Origin of the sequence: Acinetobacter sp. HR7, assembly GCF_000773685.1 — a bacterium.
In the GTDB taxonomy this organism is placed as follows: domain Bacteria; phylum Pseudomonadota; class Gammaproteobacteria; order Pseudomonadales; family Moraxellaceae; genus Acinetobacter; species Acinetobacter thermotolerans.
On record NZ_JPQO01000185.1, the window covers coordinates 20,114 to 35,974 of the forward strand.

The 15,861-nt window shown below is 41.9% G+C and carries 16 protein-coding genes; all 16 read right to left on the bottom strand.

What is annotated here, in order from left to right; all coding sequences use genetic code 11:
* Positions 1 to 6 precede the first annotated feature (6 nt).
* The 16 genes from GW12_RS10400 to GW12_RS10475 all read right to left on the bottom strand — a co-directional run bounded on the left by GW12_RS10400 (position 7) and on the right by GW12_RS10475 (position 15,260).
* The gene (locus GW12_RS10400; RefSeq protein ID WP_034587222.1) at positions 7 to 657 is read right to left on the bottom strand and encodes a 4'-phosphopantetheinyl transferase superfamily protein; all 651 of its coding nucleotides are present in this window, start codon (positions 655 to 657) and stop codon (positions 7 to 9) included.
* Positions 658 to 791: 134 nt separating this feature from the next.
* Complete coding sequence (gene der, locus GW12_RS10405) at positions 792 to 2,204, bottom strand: ribosome biogenesis GTPase Der (protein WP_034587224.1); 1,413 nt, start codon at positions 2,202 to 2,204, stop codon at positions 792 to 794.
* A 176-nt stretch (positions 2,205 to 2,380) separates the two neighbouring features.
* The gene (bamB, locus tag GW12_RS10410) at positions 2,381 to 3,529 is read right to left on the bottom strand and encodes an outer membrane protein assembly factor BamB (RefSeq protein WP_034587226.1); all 1,149 of its coding nucleotides are present in this window, start codon (positions 3,527 to 3,529) and stop codon (positions 2,381 to 2,383) included.
* Entirely contained in the window at positions 3,526 to 4,224 is a 699-nt protein-coding gene (locus GW12_RS10415) for a tetratricopeptide repeat protein (protein ID WP_034587234.1), read from the bottom strand. Before GW12_RS10415 ends, bamB begins: the two co-directional genes overlap by 4 nt.
* Positions 4,225 to 4,254: 30 nt before the next feature.
* Complete coding sequence (hisS, locus tag GW12_RS10420; protein WP_034587235.1) at positions 4,255 to 5,550, bottom strand: histidine--tRNA ligase; 1,296 nt, start codon at positions 5,548 to 5,550, stop codon at positions 4,255 to 4,257.
* 3 nt (positions 5,551 to 5,553) lie between these two features.
* Positions 5,554 to 6,675 (bottom strand): flavodoxin-dependent (E)-4-hydroxy-3-methylbut-2-enyl-diphosphate synthase, encoded by a 1,122-nt coding sequence (ispG, locus tag GW12_RS10425; protein ID WP_034587237.1) that lies wholly within the window; start codon positions 6,673 to 6,675, stop codon positions 5,554 to 5,556.
* Positions 6,676 to 6,698: 23 nt separating this feature from the next.
* Positions 6,699 to 7,487, bottom strand: coding sequence for a DUF4115 domain-containing protein (locus GW12_RS10430; RefSeq protein ID WP_034587240.1), 789 nt, complete (start codon positions 7,485 to 7,487; stop codon positions 6,699 to 6,701).
* Entirely contained in the window at positions 7,478 to 8,269 is a 792-nt protein-coding gene (gene pilW / locus GW12_RS10435; RefSeq protein ID WP_161788388.1) for a type IV pilus biogenesis/stability protein PilW, read from the bottom strand. Before pilW ends, GW12_RS10430 begins: the two co-directional genes overlap by 10 nt.
* Positions 8,270 to 8,293: 24 nt before the next feature.
* Positions 8,294 to 9,529: a 23S rRNA (adenine(2503)-C(2))-methyltransferase RlmN gene (gene rlmN / locus GW12_RS10440; protein WP_034587244.1), complete on the bottom strand. Its 1,236-nt coding sequence runs from the start codon at positions 9,527 to 9,529 to the stop codon at positions 8,294 to 8,296.
* Between the two features lie 122 nt (positions 9,530 to 9,651).
* Positions 9,652 to 10,083 (bottom strand): nucleoside-diphosphate kinase, encoded by a 432-nt coding sequence (ndk, locus tag GW12_RS10445; RefSeq protein ID WP_034587246.1) that lies wholly within the window; start codon positions 10,081 to 10,083, stop codon positions 9,652 to 9,654.
* A gap of 110 nt (positions 10,084 to 10,193) precedes the next feature.
* Positions 10,194 to 10,394, bottom strand: coding sequence for a Fe-S cluster assembly protein IscX (gene iscX, locus GW12_RS10450; protein WP_034587260.1), 201 nt, complete (start codon positions 10,392 to 10,394; stop codon positions 10,194 to 10,196).
* Between the two features lie 89 nt (positions 10,395 to 10,483).
* A complete protein-coding gene (locus tag GW12_RS10455) occupies positions 10,484 to 11,038 on the bottom strand; it encodes a phosphatase PAP2 family protein (RefSeq protein ID WP_034587248.1) in 555 nt (184 codons plus the stop codon).
* A 93-nt stretch (positions 11,039 to 11,131) separates the two neighbouring features.
* Positions 11,132 to 11,542 (bottom strand): hypothetical protein, encoded by a 411-nt coding sequence (locus tag GW12_RS10460; RefSeq protein WP_034587250.1) that lies wholly within the window; start codon positions 11,540 to 11,542, stop codon positions 11,132 to 11,134.
* 10 nt (positions 11,543 to 11,552) lie between these two features.
* Complete coding sequence (locus GW12_RS10465) at positions 11,553 to 13,883, bottom strand: fimbria/pilus outer membrane usher protein (protein ID WP_034587252.1); 2,331 nt, start codon at positions 13,881 to 13,883, stop codon at positions 11,553 to 11,555.
* 41 nt (positions 13,884 to 13,924) lie between these two features.
* Complete coding sequence (locus tag GW12_RS10470) at positions 13,925 to 14,623, bottom strand: molecular chaperone (RefSeq protein WP_034587254.1); 699 nt, start codon at positions 14,621 to 14,623, stop codon at positions 13,925 to 13,927.
* A gap of 121 nt (positions 14,624 to 14,744) precedes the next feature.
* Positions 14,745 to 15,260, bottom strand: coding sequence for a DUF4402 domain-containing protein (locus tag GW12_RS10475; RefSeq protein WP_034587255.1), 516 nt, complete (start codon positions 15,258 to 15,260; stop codon positions 14,745 to 14,747).
* Between the last annotated feature and the right edge of the window lie 601 nt (positions 15,261 to 15,861).

A 15,861-nucleotide genomic window follows, 5' to 3' on the forward strand; every position in this document is an offset into this window, starting at 1 on the left:
AGTGTTTTAAAGATTATACTGGGCAGAATGCTGATAGATCTGAATCGGAGGGAAGCTAAATCCACGGCAGGATTGCTCAGCCTGCCAGGCCACACTCAACATACATGCATCAATCCGGTAATTTTGATAGGCATAGGTACCTAAACCCTGCAGAGCACACATCCCACCATCTTGATTTGGATGTACATGGGTATTCAGCTCATTTAGATTGATCCGAATCCCGAGACCATTGGCTTTGAGTACCGCTTCCTTGGTCGTCCATACCTTAAACCAGTATTCCGGATCATAATCCAGTGACTGCCAAATTTTGAATTCTTCGGGATGAAAGGCATGTTCAGCTAGTGCTTGAAAACGGACTTTACGGCTGAGTTCTTCAATATCTACCCCAAGATTCTGGATGCGCTGGCTCATCGCCATCGCATAAAAATTCCGACTATGACTGTGATTAAATGCATGTCTAGGATGAGCTTTCAGATACGGCTTCCCAAAATCAGTACGAACAATATCTGGGTCTTGAATTTCCAGATGAAAATAGCGTGACAGACAATAATTACGGAGCTGTGCCACTTCAATCTTACGTGCAACCACCTGTGCCCGACGGTCTAGGCCTGAATTCTGAATCAGCGGATAGATATCAATTTGAAGTGGTCTGGACACAGTCACTCTTGGAATAAAAATAGATTAAACCTGATTGTAAAAGACCTACCATGGTTTTGACCATGTTATATACATTAAAATCTGTCAATAATAAAAAAGCCTGCATCTGCAGGCTTTTTTGAATCAAACACAACTTAACCTCGTTTGAATTTCTTCTCGGCTTTTTTAAATTTTTGCACATAACGGCGACGACGCGCAGCAGTACGTTCATCCACTTTCGACTTACGACCTTCAAACGGGTTTTCCGAAGTTTTAAATTCAATTTTGACTGGCGTACCTTCCAGCTTGTAGACCTTACGAAATACGTTTTCCAGATAACGGCGGTAATCCGCAGGGGTTTTATCCACCTTGTTACCGTGGATCACAATCGTCGGTGGATTTTGCCCACCAATGTGGGCATAACGCATTTTGATCGAACGACCCTGTACTTTCGGTGGATGGTGCGCTTCTACAGCATCCTGCAATATCTGGGTAATTTTTGCAGGTGAAACTTTTAAATGCGAAGATTCATAAGCACGGTGAATTGAAGGATACAAGTCACCTACCCCTGTACCATGCAGTGCTGAAATCAGGTGAATCTTCGCCCATGGGATAAAGTCGAAGCGTCGTTCCACATCCAGCTTACACTGCTTGCGATCATATTCAGACATGTTGTCCCATTTGTTGATCGCAATCACGATGGCACGCCCCGCTTCAATCGCATAACCGATTAAATGCAAGTCTTGCTCGACGATGCCTTCACGTGCATCGACCACGATCACCACAACATGGGCATCTTTCATCGCCTGTAAAGTTTTTACGATTGAGAATTTCTCAATCATTTCATCCACTTTACCTTTACGACGCACACCTGCAGTATCAATCAGGGTGTATTTACGGCCATCACGCTCAAACGGAATATAAATCGAGTCACGCGTCGTACCGGGTTGGTCAAAGGCCACCACACGGTCTTCGCCAAGCAGACGGTTGACCAACGTCGATTTACCCACGTTTGGACGACCAATTACAGCCAGACGCAAACCAGTATCAGCATCGTGTTCTTCCGGATTTTCATCTTCAGGCACATCCTGCAGCACTTCTTCAAGCATCTGCTGCACACCACGACCATGACTTGCCGCCACCTGCATTGGCTCGCCCATACCCAGTTTATAGAACTCGACCAGTGCAGCTTCTGCATGTACCCCATCAACCTTGTTCGCAACAAGGAAAACTTTTTTACCTAAAGTACGCAATTCACGGGCAATCTGCTCATCAGAAGCCAATAGTCCGGCACGAGCATCGACCACAAAAATAATCATATCCGCTTCATGGATCGCCGTTTTGGATTGCTCCGCCATATAGGAATCGATACCACCTTCAGTTTCACCGATACCGCCAGTATCGACCACAATGAAGGATTTATTTTGATAGACGGCATCGCCATATTTACGGTCACGTGTCAGACCTGCAAAGTCTGCCACCAATGCGTCACGGCTCTTGGTAATCTGGTTGAACAGGGTTGATTTTCCGACGTTCGGACGACCAATGAGCGCAATTACGGGTTTCATAGATTAACCTTTATTCAATATCAGGCTGTCTAAAAATGGCCTGAACATCAGAAAGTTCTGGAAGAAAATGGAAATAGGATTAAAGCCTAAAATAAATAAAAACACGGGGCATTGAATATTCAATTACCCCGCGTCAAAAATACGGTTGGCTTATTTTAGCATAAGCCAAAGAAAAATTAACGATTCTGCCAGATGCTATACGCGCCCTTGCGAGTCGAAACATAGAGCTGGTTGTCGATCACACGCAGTGTGCGCACTTCACCAGACGTTTTCGAACGGCCGATAATTTGACCCGTTGCTGGATTAATCAGGTGCAATACACCATCCAGATCACCCACCACCAGATCACCACCCAGCATCACCGGATTGCTGAGCTTACGGTGCAGCAGCTGGTCATTTTCCCAAAGTTTCTGGCCTGAGGTAATTTCATATGCCGTGATTTTGCCATCCGTTTGGGCTACAAACACGCCATTACCGACCACTTCCGGGCGCTGGATACTGCTGGCATCTTCACTCCAGATGATCTGCTGTGAAGCCAGATCCAGTACAGTCACCTGACCTTGATAACTGGTCGTTACCACAAACTGGCCAGCCACTACTGGTTCACCGTCAATATCATTCAGACGTTGAATATCAGAGCGACCATCAGACACCGCAACACGGCGCTGCATTTTTGGCACCCCCGTTACAGCATCGATAGCATAAATATAGCCATTCGCAGATGCGATCAATACATGACGTGGATCCAGTGCAACCGGTGCCGCCTGACCACGGAGGCTGAATTGTACATTAGGCAGCTTATAAGTCCAGACTTCTTTACCACTGACCGCTTCATGCGCAAACACAGTTCCATCATTAGCAATGCTAATCACGCGATCGGCATGAATCAGTGATGGCGCAATCACCGCGCCAGATAATTGTGCTGCCCAGCGTTGCTCGCCAGTTTGCTGATCCAGTGCAAACAATTGCCCCTTGGTATTCCCGACGATCACCAGACCTTGAGCCGCTTCTACGCCCGCGCTCAAACCGGCTTTGGTCACTTTTTTCTGCCACAGGCGCTGCTTGCCTTGGTAAGCCGTCACTTCACCATTTGGATTGACCGCGAACACTACGCCATTGTCGGCATCTAGACGCAAACGTAGCGGATCGGCTTCATCAGTCGAAGAAACGCTGCTGGAAAATACAGGAACCAGAGTTTTTGCCTGTGCAAGTTTTGGTAGTGGATTCGGCTTGGCCTCTTCCACTTTAATACTTTTTCCCGCACACCCCGCAAGGGCAAGGGTTAAAACCGTTAAGGCACAGGTGAGTTTGTATTTTCTATTCATTCAGTTTCTTCCACTTGTGTATCTATAATCGGGCGTTCAATTTCAGGATCATCGACCAATACGCCTACACTTTCTAGTTTAATTTGTAAAATTTGACGTTCTTCTTTACGTTCTACCAAGGCATCCCATGCACTTTGATACACTTTTTTGGCATTTTCAATATCATTTTTGGCAACGTAGATATCTCCACGTGCTTCATCTGCGGTTGCCTTGAATGCAGGCTCAGTCACCGCATCCAGAGTTTTTAATGCTTCATCATATTTTTTCTGTGCCAGCTGTGCATAAGCCAGACGCAATTTGACGATCTGCACCAGACCCGCATCATCCACTTTCGAATTTTCGACTTTCTTCAGGGCACGTTCAGCCGCAGCGTAATCCTGCTTATCATAGGCCAGTTTCGCCATGACCAGCTGGGTCTGGATCGCCTGAGCTGAATCAGGTGCTTCTTTGACAATCTTATCAGCAGTTTCTGCCAGTTTAGCAAAAGCATCACCTTGTGTAGCACCAGCTTCATCCATCAACTGTTGCACCCGGGCAGTTTCCTTTTGCGACTCCGCCAGGTTTTTCTTCTGCCAATATTCCCATCCGAAAAAGGCAATCAGCGCAACTAGAATCCCAGTAATGATAGAAGAACCATACTTCTTGGTGAAGGATTTCAAACTTTCCAGTTGATCATCATCACTTATTGCACTCATGCGATTGCCCCTTTCTGAATGTTTTATCGATTATTTTGAAGAAATTTTAGTTGTGAAAAATGACACAAAGTCAGCAAATGCTACTTCCGATTGCTCTGCAGTCGCCAGCTCTTTCACCGTGAAGGTTTGTGCTTCCAGCTCACGCTCACCAATGATCGCTGCATACAGGGCACCAGACTGGTCGGCTTTTTTCATCTGGGATTTCATCGAACCTTGTGAACCGACTTTCAGACGAATCGTGCTACCTGCCGCTTCCAGCTGGTCACGGATCTGTTCAGCCAGTACCAGTGCTTTGCCTTGAGAAGCCGGATCAGCCACCAAGAACACTTCACAATCACGTACCGGGGTATTGTCTTCGACCTGTTCCAGCAGAAGCAATAAACGCTCCATACCCATCGCAAAACCTACTGCAGGTACAGACTGATCAGGCTTACCTTTCAGTTGACCGACCAGACCATCATAACGACCGCCGGCACATACAGTCCCTTGCGAACCTAAATGAGTCGTGGTCCATTCAAATACGGTTTTGTTGTAATAATCCAGACCACGCACCAGTTTTTGGTTGATCACGAAGCTAATACCTGCATCAGTCAGATATTGCTGTAACTGGTTGAAATGTGCCAGTGTTTCTTCACCCATAAAGTCGTGAAGTTTTGGTGCATTTTCCAAGATGCTTTGTGTTTTGGCATCTTTAGAATCCAGAATACGCAGTGGATTCGTAGTCAGACGACGTTGAGAGTCTTCATCCAGATCTGCTTTATGCGCTTGCAGGAAATCCACTAATGCCGCACGGTAATTCGCACGTTCGTCTGACTCACCCAAAGTATTCAGTTCCAGCTGTACCTTGTCAGCCACGCCCATACGTTTCCACAGACGTGCAGTCATCAGAATCAGTTCAGCATCCTGATCAGGAGTCGCCACACCAAAAGTTTCCACGCCAAACTGGTGGAACTGGCGGTAACGGCCTTTTTGTGGTTTTTCATAACGGAACATTGGTCCGATATACCACACTTTCGGTGTTGCCCCACGCAGCAGGTTATGCTCCAGCATGGCACGTACACAGCCCGCAGTCCCTTCAGGACGCAGGGTCAAAGACTCAGGTGGATTACCCTTGTCCAGGAAAGTGTACATTTCTTTTTCAACGATATCCGTTGCATCACCAATTGAACGTTTGAACAGATTGGTCTGTTCAACCATCGGCAAACGGATTTGTTGATAGCCATAGGCATCCATCAAACCGGATAGATGCTGTTCAAGACGTCTCCATGCTGGGGTTTGCGTTGGGAGAATGTCATTAAAACCTTTGATTGCGACGATTGAACTCATGATCTACTCAGAAAAACCTGTGCGAATAATTTCTTTTGATTTAGCTTCTTCAAGCTCAGAAACACGTTGACGAACCATAGCTTCGATTTCATCAACCAGTTGATTGGTATCGATTAAGTGGCTCTTTTCGCCATTACGATACACCAGTGAACGCGGAGTTGCACCTACCACGCCGATATCCGCCTCTTTGGCTTCGCCCGGACCATTCACTTTACAGCCAATCACGGACACATCCATCGGTACACGTACATCTTCCAGACGCTCTTCCAATGTCTGCATCACTTTGATCACGTTAAATTCCTGACGTGAACAGCTTGGGCAGGCAATGAAGTTAATGCCGTTAGAGCGCAGACCTAAAGATTTCAGAATATCAAACCCGATTTTGACTTCTTCCTCAGGCTCAGCAGCTAAGGAAATACGCATGGTATCGCCAATGCCTTCCATCAGCAGACCACCGAGGGCAATTGCTGATTTTACTGAACCGGTACGGTAAATCCCGGCTTCGGTAACACCAAGATGCAATGGATTATCAATCTGTTGAGACAGCAAACGATACGCATCCATAGTCAGGAACACATTCGATGCTTTTACCGATACTTTAAATTCCTGGAAGTCCAGACGGTCCAGAATATCGATATGGCGCATTGCAGATTCCAGCAGTGCCTGACCCGTTGGTTCGCCATATTTTTTCTGGATATCTTTTTCCAGTGAACCGGCATTTACACCGATACGCATGGAAATATCATTATGACGTGCCGCTGCGACCACTTCACGAATTTTAGCTTCAGAGCCAATATTCCCCGGGTTAATCCGCAGACAGTCTGCACCCAGATCAGCCACTGCCAAGGCAATTTTGTAATCAAAGTGAATATCTGCAACCAGTGGCACCTCAACCTGCTTGCGGATTTCACCGAAAGCCGCTGCTGCTTCCATACTTGGCACAGAAACCCGCATGATGTCCGCACCTGCCGCAACACAGCGCTGGATTTGTGCAACCGTGGCTGCCACATCACAAGTTTCGGTATTGGTCATACTCTGGATGCTGATAGGCGCATCACCACCGACATAAACTGAACCGACACGAATCTTGCGAGTTGGACGGCGTTGGATCGGATTCACTATCATGATTTGCTTCTACTCTCTTGCCCTTAACGTGATAAACGGAAATCTGCTTTACCGTTTACGGTGTATGGTGACAATGCAATATTTTCATTATTCAGAGTCAATGTCACAGCGGTTGCATCATCGAGACGGATCTGGAATGGAGATTCCCCACTCAAGTTAAGTGTCGATGCCTGACGGCCGGTTGCCAGCACCTTGCCAGTTGCATCCACAATATGCACTGAAGTTGGCGTACTGAATTCAAGTTTTAACTGGTCACCAGAGACTGCAGCGGTGGAATCCATATTAATCACTTCAACTTCAGATTCCTGCGCTGCCGGTTCTACTGATGCATCATCACTGCTGCTTGACCAGTTCTGGATCATCGCAACTAGCAAACCTAATACCACCAGTACAGCAAGCGTAATCAGGCCACGTTTCAGCCATTTACGGTTACGGTCGCGGTTAGAACCTGGTAGTTTACCCATGATCTTGATGGGAGAATTATTCAGGCCATTGATCGGCGGCACGCCAGTTTCACTGGCATAAATATCATCAAAACGCTGGATAATATTGGTCGCATCTACACCTAAATATTTAGCATAGAGACGGTAATACCCTTTGATAAAAGTGGCCTGAGGCAAAGACTTATAGTCATCCTGCTCCAGCGCAGTCAGGGTTTTCAGCGGAATATTCAGCTCTTGTTCGACATCTGCCAGTTCAAGCTTTTTATTGAGACGAACCTGGCGCAAGTACTCACCTGGACGTTGAACATTTCCTAACGCGTTTGGCGCTACGCTCGAATTATTCGATGGTGAATTAGGATTTACTTCCATACGGCCTCAGTACTGTACTGTAATTGCAAATAACGTTGGTATTCCTGGCTTTCAGGGAAAAGTGCACGCAGCTGATTCACCAGTACCTGCATTCCGAGTTGATCGCCACTGGCACGCGCTGTGCGAATGCCTATCCAGAGTGCGCGGGCACCCTGATTCTTCTGCCCTACCGCATGCACAAACTGTTCATACATTTTGCTTGCTGCAGGGAACTGCTGGTTCAGATAAAAAATCTCTGCCAACTCTAACATTGAAATATAAGAATCGCGATTGGCTTGTAGCGCCTGTTTGAATGATTTTTCAGCATTTACCAGATCCCCTTTTTTCAGGTAGATCCGCCCCAGATTTTCCAGGGCACGGTAACGCTGGTCATAACCCAGGGTTGCACCGGCAATTTCAAACTGTTCAATCGCGTCATTATAACGTTCAAGTTGATATAAATAGGTGCCGTAATTGTTACGCGCCTGTGCATTTTTCGGTTCAGCAGAAATCGCTTTTTTAAAATAACTTTCCGCTTTTTCCAGATTAGCCTTACTGCCTTCCTGTTGTAGCAGCACGCCCATCATCATATTGGCCTGGGCATCACGTGAATTGATTTTCAGTGCTTCGTCCAGTGCGCGCTTGGCTGAATCCAGATCACCTGTTTTCAGATATTCAACCGCCAATTGAGTCCGTACCTTAATTGCCTTTTCCGGGTCCTTTTTCCCCGCGTCTACTGTCTGACAGGCAGTCAATGCAAGTGAAAAACATACTGTTGAAATTAAAGCAATTTTAGATGTCATCTTTCTCAATTGGCGACCTCTTTTTTATCCTTGTGAGCGCATGATCTCATTGGATTGCGCAATTTTCTTTTTCCATTGTTCAGCACGGCGGGTACGGTCTGCAACCTGCCCGACTAACTGTCCGCACGCAGCGTCAATATCATCACCACGTGTCTGACGAATCGTACACACAAAACCGGCATCAGACAAAGTTTTTTGGAAAGAAATAATGCGGTTACGGCTAGAACGTCCGTATGGCGCATGTGGGAATGGGTTAAATGGAATCAGGTTGATCTTGCTTGGTAGGTCTTTCAGCAGCTTAATCATTTCCTGTGCATGCTCAGGCTTGTCATTCACGCCATCCAGCATCACGTATTCAATGGTCACGTGCTTACGCGCACTTTCATTGCCATCTTTTTTGATATAACGCTGACATGCGGCGATGAGCTGTTCTAGTGGATATTTCTTGTTAATTGGCACCAGTTCATTACGCAGTTCATTGTTGGTCGCATGCAGGGAAATTGCCAGCGCCACATCAATATCTTCTGCCAGCTGGTCAATCTTCGGCACTACACCTGAAGTCGACAAGGTCACACGACGTTTCGACATGCCATAAGCGAAGTCATCCAGCATGATGCGCATAGAGTTCAACACAGCGTCGTAATTGAGCAATGGTTCACCCATACCCATCATTACCACGTTCGTTACCGAACGCTCACGATCCGCGACAGGCACATCTTCCATATAGGAATAGTTTGCCATCCACAACTGACCAATAATTTCTGCTTGAGTCAAGTCACGCTGGAATCCCTGTTTACCGGTTGAACAGAATGAACAATCCAGAGCACAGCCCACTTGTGAGGAAATACACAAGGTCTTGCGTGAACCGGTTTTGTCTTCGGCTGGGATCAGCACGGTTTCAACCAGTGAGCCTTCCCCATCACCCACGCGAAACACCCATTTACGAGTACCGTCTTTGGAGAAATTTTTATGCACCACTTCTGGGGCTTTAATTTCACAAATCTTTTCCAGCTTTTCACGCAGCTTGCCTGAGATATTGGTCATCTCAGCAAAATCAGTCACGAAATACTGGTGAATCCATTTCATCACCTGTCCGGCACGGAATTTCTTCTCACCCATATCTTCGAAGAATTTTTCCATTTGTGGACGTGACATGCCAAGTAAGTTCACTTTCTCCACAGTTTTTTCCTGTGCAGGAGCGGATGGAGTGTGTTGCTGTGCATCAGAAACGGCTGATACAGCGACTGCTTCAGTACTCATGTGTGTTACCTAAACCATGTCTAAAGATGAAAGGAGAAGCTCAATATGTGAGCAAAGGATTATTCAGGGAATAAAAAAACCAGATAAGTATAATAACACTTATCTGGCTTGAATACTGCGAATTAACGAGTACGTGGAGCAATCTCAGTTTGCGCGAAGAAGTAGTTAATTTCGCGATCAGCAGATGCTACAGAGTCAGAACCGTGAGCAGCGTTTTCGTCGATGCTTACAGCGAAGTCTGCACGGATTGTACCAGGAGCAGCTTCTTTAGGGTTAGTAGCACCCAGGATTTCACGGTGAGCAAGAACTGCGTTTTCACCTTCAAGAACTGAAACAACCACTGGACCAGAAGTCATGAATGCAACTAGGTCACCAAAGAAACCGCGTTCTTTGTGTTCAGCGTAGAAGCCTTCAGCTTCAGCTTTAGTCAGGTGTTTCATTTTAGTTGCAACGATTTTAAGGCCCGCTTTTTCAAAACGAGCAAAGATTTCACCGATTACGTTTTTAGCAACTGCGTCTGGTTTTACGATAGATAATGTACGTTCAATAGCCATGATTGGCTCCTTTAGTCAATGGTTGACATGAAAATTTGGCGCATTATACCGAGATAATGCGCAATTTTCTGCTTTTCCTCTGTAAAAAAATCGCTTTTTTGACAGAAGCCTTAGCGCGCTTCGTCAATCCAAGCCATTTGAATTGCTTCCAGCAGACCTTCGGTTGATTTTTGTGGATCATCTTCAAAGTCTGGAAGTGCACATACCCAAGTATGTAAATCCGTAAAACGAATCCATTGCGGATCTACATCCGGATGCGCTTCATACAGTTCAATTGCGATATCAAGAGTATCAGTCCAACGTAAACCCATATTTGTTCCTAATAGCTGTTTGCTTTGATGCTGTACTTTATCAAATCTGGCAAATACTGCGAGCATTTACCACAGCAACCCGCATATTTTTACAAGCTGATATTAAATACCGGGGCTAAAGAAATGATACTGATGGCAACAGTAGCGCCAATCACTGCACCAATCGCAACATCACTAGGATAATGCAAACCTAAAATCATACGTGAAAGGGCCACCAGAATCGTAAAAGGTAACATCAGGATCAATAATAACGGCACGCTATACCCCAGCAAAGTTGTGGCCATCACAGCATGCAGAGTATGACCAGAGGGGAAACTATAGTGATCTAAAGGATGTTCGCCTAAACGAATTAGTTGATGATGTACTTGATAAGGCCGAGGACGAGAGGTCTTGGTCTTTAATATTCTATAAAGCACTGTTCCAAATGTGCTACCGATAATCAGATAAAGCAGTTGCATGCTGTAAATCAGACCTTGTAACAGCCAAGCTGCAATAATCATCACATACCAGAAAATACCATTACCGAGTCGGCTAATCATTTTAAAGAAGGCAGCTACACCTTTGGAATGTAACAAGTGATTCAACACCACACAGCCTTTTAAATCCAACTCGAGGAATTTTGTTTTTGCATTGTGGAGTTTCATCATTCGCTCCTTTGTTATTTTCAGTTTATTTGGCCTATTTATTGAAATACTGAATTTAGATCCTTTTATTACAGATTATTTAGAACAGTTATTTTAAAATTTAATATCTACCGAAATTTGGTCAGTATAGGTACCTGCTGGAAAACCATTTAAAGGATTATCAAGCAATTGCACCGCAATAATATATTTTTGGCGTTGTGCAGCACTTTGATTAATTGGCACGCCCCACAAATTATTATTTGCTCCCCTCAAATTTAACTTAGTACGGAGTTTATCTGGACCGTTAGCTACAAAACTCATACCATCCGCACTTAATAAATTTTGACTGTTAAATAAAATGGAATAACTCTTATCACAAGTAATATTAAAAGAGGTTGCAGCTTGACTGCGCTGATAACTTTGTAAGCGTAATTCGCTACTACTAAAACCATCAATTGAGCAATATTGAGCAGTCGCTACTGAACTTATGCCTAGCATAGATAAAAACAAAAACAACTTTTTCATTGTTCTACTCCTACTTACATACAGCTTCTAGAATTTGGCTGCTAGCATTCTGGAATTGCATATGATTAAGATTCAATTGTGCCTGGCAGTATTGTGCGCCTTGAGTCTTAACTTTCAGATTGTATATTCCTGGTTTAAATAGATAGAGATAGACAAGACCTTGACTATCTACGAAATAAGGCTCTTCTCCAAGACCATCTATAAGCACTTCAGAGCCTGCGACAAGATTGTTCTGTTGATTATCTTTAAGGCGAACAATAAATCGTTTAGTTTTATGGATAGGAAAGTCTAAACGATACCCTCGTTGATCCAATCCCACTAGTTCTTTGGAAGAATATTCAAAAGTTTCATCCATTGCTAACTGGTTATGGTCAAAAGAAATATCATAATGAATATAAGGAATCAGGTTATGAACAAACATATAACCTTTTTTATTTGTATTTCCTGCAAGAGTTGCTGAGCGATAAATATCAATATCAGCATGTTGATCTACATTAACCAAAGCAAAAGCATTATCTGCATACTTGGTTAAAGCGACTTTACTACCTAGCCATACAAGTGCACCATCAAATGCCGCTTGAGAATAACGGCGATCTTCAAATTCATCATGTGACAACTGCAAATTACCAATATCTGTTTTTAAAAGACCATAGGCATTGTAGTTAATCTCTTCTTCTCTATGATTCACACCAAGCACATAATCAAAACCATTTTGCGTCATAGTACGATGTGCATAACTTAAACTGGTTTCTTTATCTCCCGTATCATGATCTAGAGAAATTCGTCCTCTTTCTCCCCAATTGTAATAAAAAGCAATATTAAAGCCTTGATCTCCATCTTCTTCACTAAAATCTTTATAATAGCCAAAATCTGTAAATAAATTTTTTGTTAAAACTTTACTTGCACGAACATCTAAAAATTTACGATCTTCTCGAGGAGTGCCGTTGTCATCATTATAATAAGATTGGTAAACATAGTTAAAACCTAATCCATCAACAATTTTTAAGTTAGAAAAATTTAAATATAAAATATTTGAAGATTCAACATTAGAGTCCAGTGTATCGGAATTTAGATACTGATATTTTTTAGTAAAATATTGACTATTTAAACCAAACGCCCAATTTCTGGAATTACGGCTAATTCCAATGCCACCTGCATACCCCTGCTCATCTATTTCTTCTGATTTGCTCACCGAAGCTGCAGTATCTAAAAGAAAATACTTACTAATTCCTTGAGTCCACAATAGATCTGCATTACTCACATTTTCACTATAAACCAAATCCACGCCTAAGGTGGTAGAGTTAGTGATGCCTCGACGAAAATAGAATTTGCCAAACATGTCTCTATAATCATCATCTACGACATCATAGTTGTAATGTAATTTCCCTGCGGAAAAATTATATTCATTTAATTTTGGTTTTAATAAACGGCTATTTATATAAACTGGAAAACTTCTTACAGTCCGATTTCCCAGAATATCTTCTACAACAATTTGAGCATCCCCAGCCTGATTAACAATTGCTCCTCCAGGAAGATTATAATTACCCGGTGTCACAGAATTTCGATACAAGCTAACACCATTAATAAATAGGTCAATGGTAGAAGGTAGACTAGCACTACCTGTTAATGCCGGTATATTCCAAAAGACGAAATCTGGTCGCTCAATATAGTTTGTTCCGAAACTAAGACCACCAAAACGGAAAGAGTTATTTAAAAAACTATAAGGACTCGTTGTATCGCCTACCGTTAGTTTTAAAAAATGTTTTGGAAAATCAATATCTAGAGTACTATTTACACGCACTACCTGTTGTTCAACCTCTTCCGGATCATTTCGATACAGAAAAGCATTTTTAAAAAGCCAATAATCATTAAAAATACCAATTTCTGAAAACGTATTAAATCCCTGTTCTTCCTCATCTTTACCATAAAAAAGACTATAGTTTATAAACCCTCCAAAATTTGCTTTTGCTGGTATTTCAACATCTGCCAAGTAATCAGTATCTTGAAAATAGTTTGCTGGCAAGAAAAGCTTAATAGCCTGTAGGCTATGATCATCTTCTATTCGGATATCAGGTGAGGTTATGAGACAAAAATTTCTTCTAGTTAAATGTCTTGGAGTTTTTTCAATACGAATTCCTATATTACGCAACGCCTCACACTCGACATATCGCTTTCCTCCCTGGGAAAAAGTTACTGTTTCAGTATCATAGTCCAACCCATTCACCCAAATATTTACAATAAACTCTTCAGATGTTGCTTTCTGTTCAATCCCTTGAATAATTTCTGCATGTGTAACACCAATTCCACAGGCAATGACTAAAAGAAGTTTTTTGGCCTTCATAGCACGATCCTTTTACTACTTTTTATTATTCGTAATAATCATTATCCTTTAACAGGAAACTCTACATATCCTGCTTCATCTAGTTTGATTTTTAATTTTGCCGCATTACCTTCTTTGATTTCACCCAGTTCAACTCTAATTTTATTACCACTCAATACATACAACGCTACATCTTGTCGAAGCAACTCATTATTTTTATTATCTAGAACTACAATTTCTGTTATTTTTGCAAAGGATTTTGCAGTATTATTAATATTGAGATAGGCTAAATTATTTACTTTTTGAATATCTACATTTAATTTAGGAGCAATGATTTTCCCCGTAAATAAAGGTAAAGAAAAATTAAACAAAAAATTGATTGTAGATTTTTCTTGAATTGGTGTTATTTCTTTAAATACAATTCGCCAAGCTTGCTGTTGTTCCAAATTTTCCGGTGGCTGACTAAAACCAATACGTACAATCTGTTTACTTTCTGGTTTTAACTCAAATATTTTCGGATTAAAAAGTAAAGTTTTATCCTCTATCAAGATGTCATTTCCTTCCCTATCCTGTTCCCATTTATAAGCATTAATTTCAAAAATTTTAGAAGATGATAATCCCGTACTTTCAATATTAACTGTCGTGCTTTTTTGCTTTTTAAAATCCTCAATCTGCATTTGTATAGGCGTAAATTTAATTCCGGCAAACAAAGAGGCACTCCATACAAGTACTATCAGAAATCCCATTATTCTTATATTCATCTTTGACTCCAATACCTTGAATCCAAATATTAATTATTATTTATTGTTAAATATTAAAGTAGGAGATGCTTAATGCATCTCCTAATTATTTAATTATAGTTTAAATAGAATTTTCTTATTTTTAGAATCGAACTGCTACTGTATAAATACCAGAATACAAACCAGCATCCGCTTCACTATAGTTATCGTTAGATACTGTTGCAGTCACATTAAATCGCTGATCAGCATTTTTGGTACTTGGTAAGTAACGACCATTGTAATCACGTCCAGAAAGATGTTGTCGAGTAGAAACCTGTACTGGTATTGTTGCTCCCCCTTGACCATTTAATACTTGAGGTGCTGAGATATCCAAACGATAAGGTGCATTGGTACGCACAGTAAAGGCTCCTGTGTCTGTCCAGCTACCATTTCGTGCTTGAGTTAATGTTAATGTTTCATCAAGAATATCCAGGTCACAGTGACGTGGAATATCTAAAACAATTTTCATTTTCCCTTCACACTTATCTCCACAACCATGTTTACCTGCTTTATGTGGTTTATGTTGGCTAGGACCACGATCATCGCCACCAGCATATACGCTTGCTGATCCAACTCCAAGTACTAATGCCGCTAATACCACTTGAGTTATTTTTTTCATGTTTTTCTCCATTCTTTTAAAAGAATATAAATATTTATTTCGAAGAACGGCCAGCGTGAAACTCTTTATTATTATGAGTGCAGCCACATAACCGTAGTCTTATCTTATTAGGATTGGCATAAAAACATACAAATGTGATACTTTTCACAATACATATTATTATTCCTTAACAGATGTACATAAATCTTCTAGACCTTTATTTTTTAATGAATTATTTTATCGTTCCTTTCTTCTTGTTTCGCACTCAACATTTAATACACAATTGAAAAATCTATTAATCCAACTTAAAAAATGAAATATTAAATATATAACTTTGTTTTTTATTATTTTTTTTAGATAAATCAATATAAAATAAAACTCTCAAAATCTTACAAAACCTTACAATTTGAGATCTAATATTTTGAAAAAAAAAATATTACTTATTTTATTTTTTTTATTTTTCATCTTTTTATTAGGGTATGTTGACACTTTTAGCTTAAAAAATAGCGAAGTAGTAAAATCAAATCACCAAACCCAATTTTACTATTCGCTATGCTTCGTACCATGCTGACAGATCAACACTGGCAAAAGTTGAAAGTTATTCGTAAGCATCCGGCTAACA

Excerpts from the sequence above, each read along its gene's own strand:
- GW12_RS10460 (WP_034587250.1), bottom strand. The coding sequence starts at position 11,542 with ATGAAAAAGTTGTTTTTGTTTTTATCTATGCTAGGCATAAGTTCAGTA.
- hisS (WP_034587235.1), bottom strand. The coding sequence starts at position 5,550 with ATGAGTTCAATCGTCGCAATCAAAGGTTTTAATGACATTCTCCCAACG.
- GW12_RS10465 (WP_034587252.1), bottom strand. The coding sequence starts at position 13,883 with ATGAAGGCCAAAAAACTTCTTTTAGTCATTGCCTGTGGAATTGGTGTT.
- rlmN (WP_034587244.1), bottom strand. The coding sequence starts at position 9,529 with ATGAGTACTGAAGCAGTCGCTGTATCAGCCGTTTCTGATGCACAGCAA.
- GW12_RS10455 (WP_034587248.1), bottom strand. The coding sequence starts at position 11,038 with ATGAAACTCCACAATGCAAAAACAAAATTCCTCGAGTTGGATTTAAAA.
- GW12_RS10430 (WP_034587240.1), bottom strand. The coding sequence starts at position 7,487 with ATGGAAGTAAATCCTAATTCACCATCGAATAATTCGAGCGTAGCGCCA.
- GW12_RS10470 (WP_034587254.1), bottom strand. The coding sequence starts at position 14,623 with ATGAATATAAGAATAATGGGATTTCTGATAGTACTTGTATGGAGTGCC.
- ispG (WP_034587237.1), bottom strand. The coding sequence starts at position 6,675 with ATGATAGTGAATCCGATCCAACGCCGTCCAACTCGCAAGATTCGTGTC.
- iscX (WP_034587260.1), bottom strand. The coding sequence starts at position 10,394 with ATGGGTTTACGTTGGACTGATACTCTTGATATCGCAATTGAACTGTAT.
- GW12_RS10475 (WP_034587255.1), bottom strand. The coding sequence starts at position 15,260 with ATGAAAAAAATAACTCAAGTGGTATTAGCGGCATTAGTACTTGGAGTT.
- GW12_RS10415 (WP_034587234.1), bottom strand. The coding sequence starts at position 4,224 with ATGAGTGCAATAAGTGATGATGATCAACTGGAAAGTTTGAAATCCTTC.
- der (WP_034587224.1), bottom strand. The coding sequence starts at position 2,204 with ATGAAACCCGTAATTGCGCTCATTGGTCGTCCGAACGTCGGAAAATCA.
- pilW (WP_161788388.1), bottom strand. The coding sequence starts at position 8,269 with ATGACATCTAAAATTGCTTTAATTTCAACAGTATGTTTTTCACTTGCA.
- ndk (WP_034587246.1), bottom strand. The coding sequence starts at position 10,083 with ATGGCTATTGAACGTACATTATCTATCGTAAAACCAGACGCAGTTGCT.
- bamB (WP_034587226.1), bottom strand. The coding sequence starts at position 3,529 with ATGAATAGAAAATACAAACTCACCTGTGCCTTAACGGTTTTAACCCTT.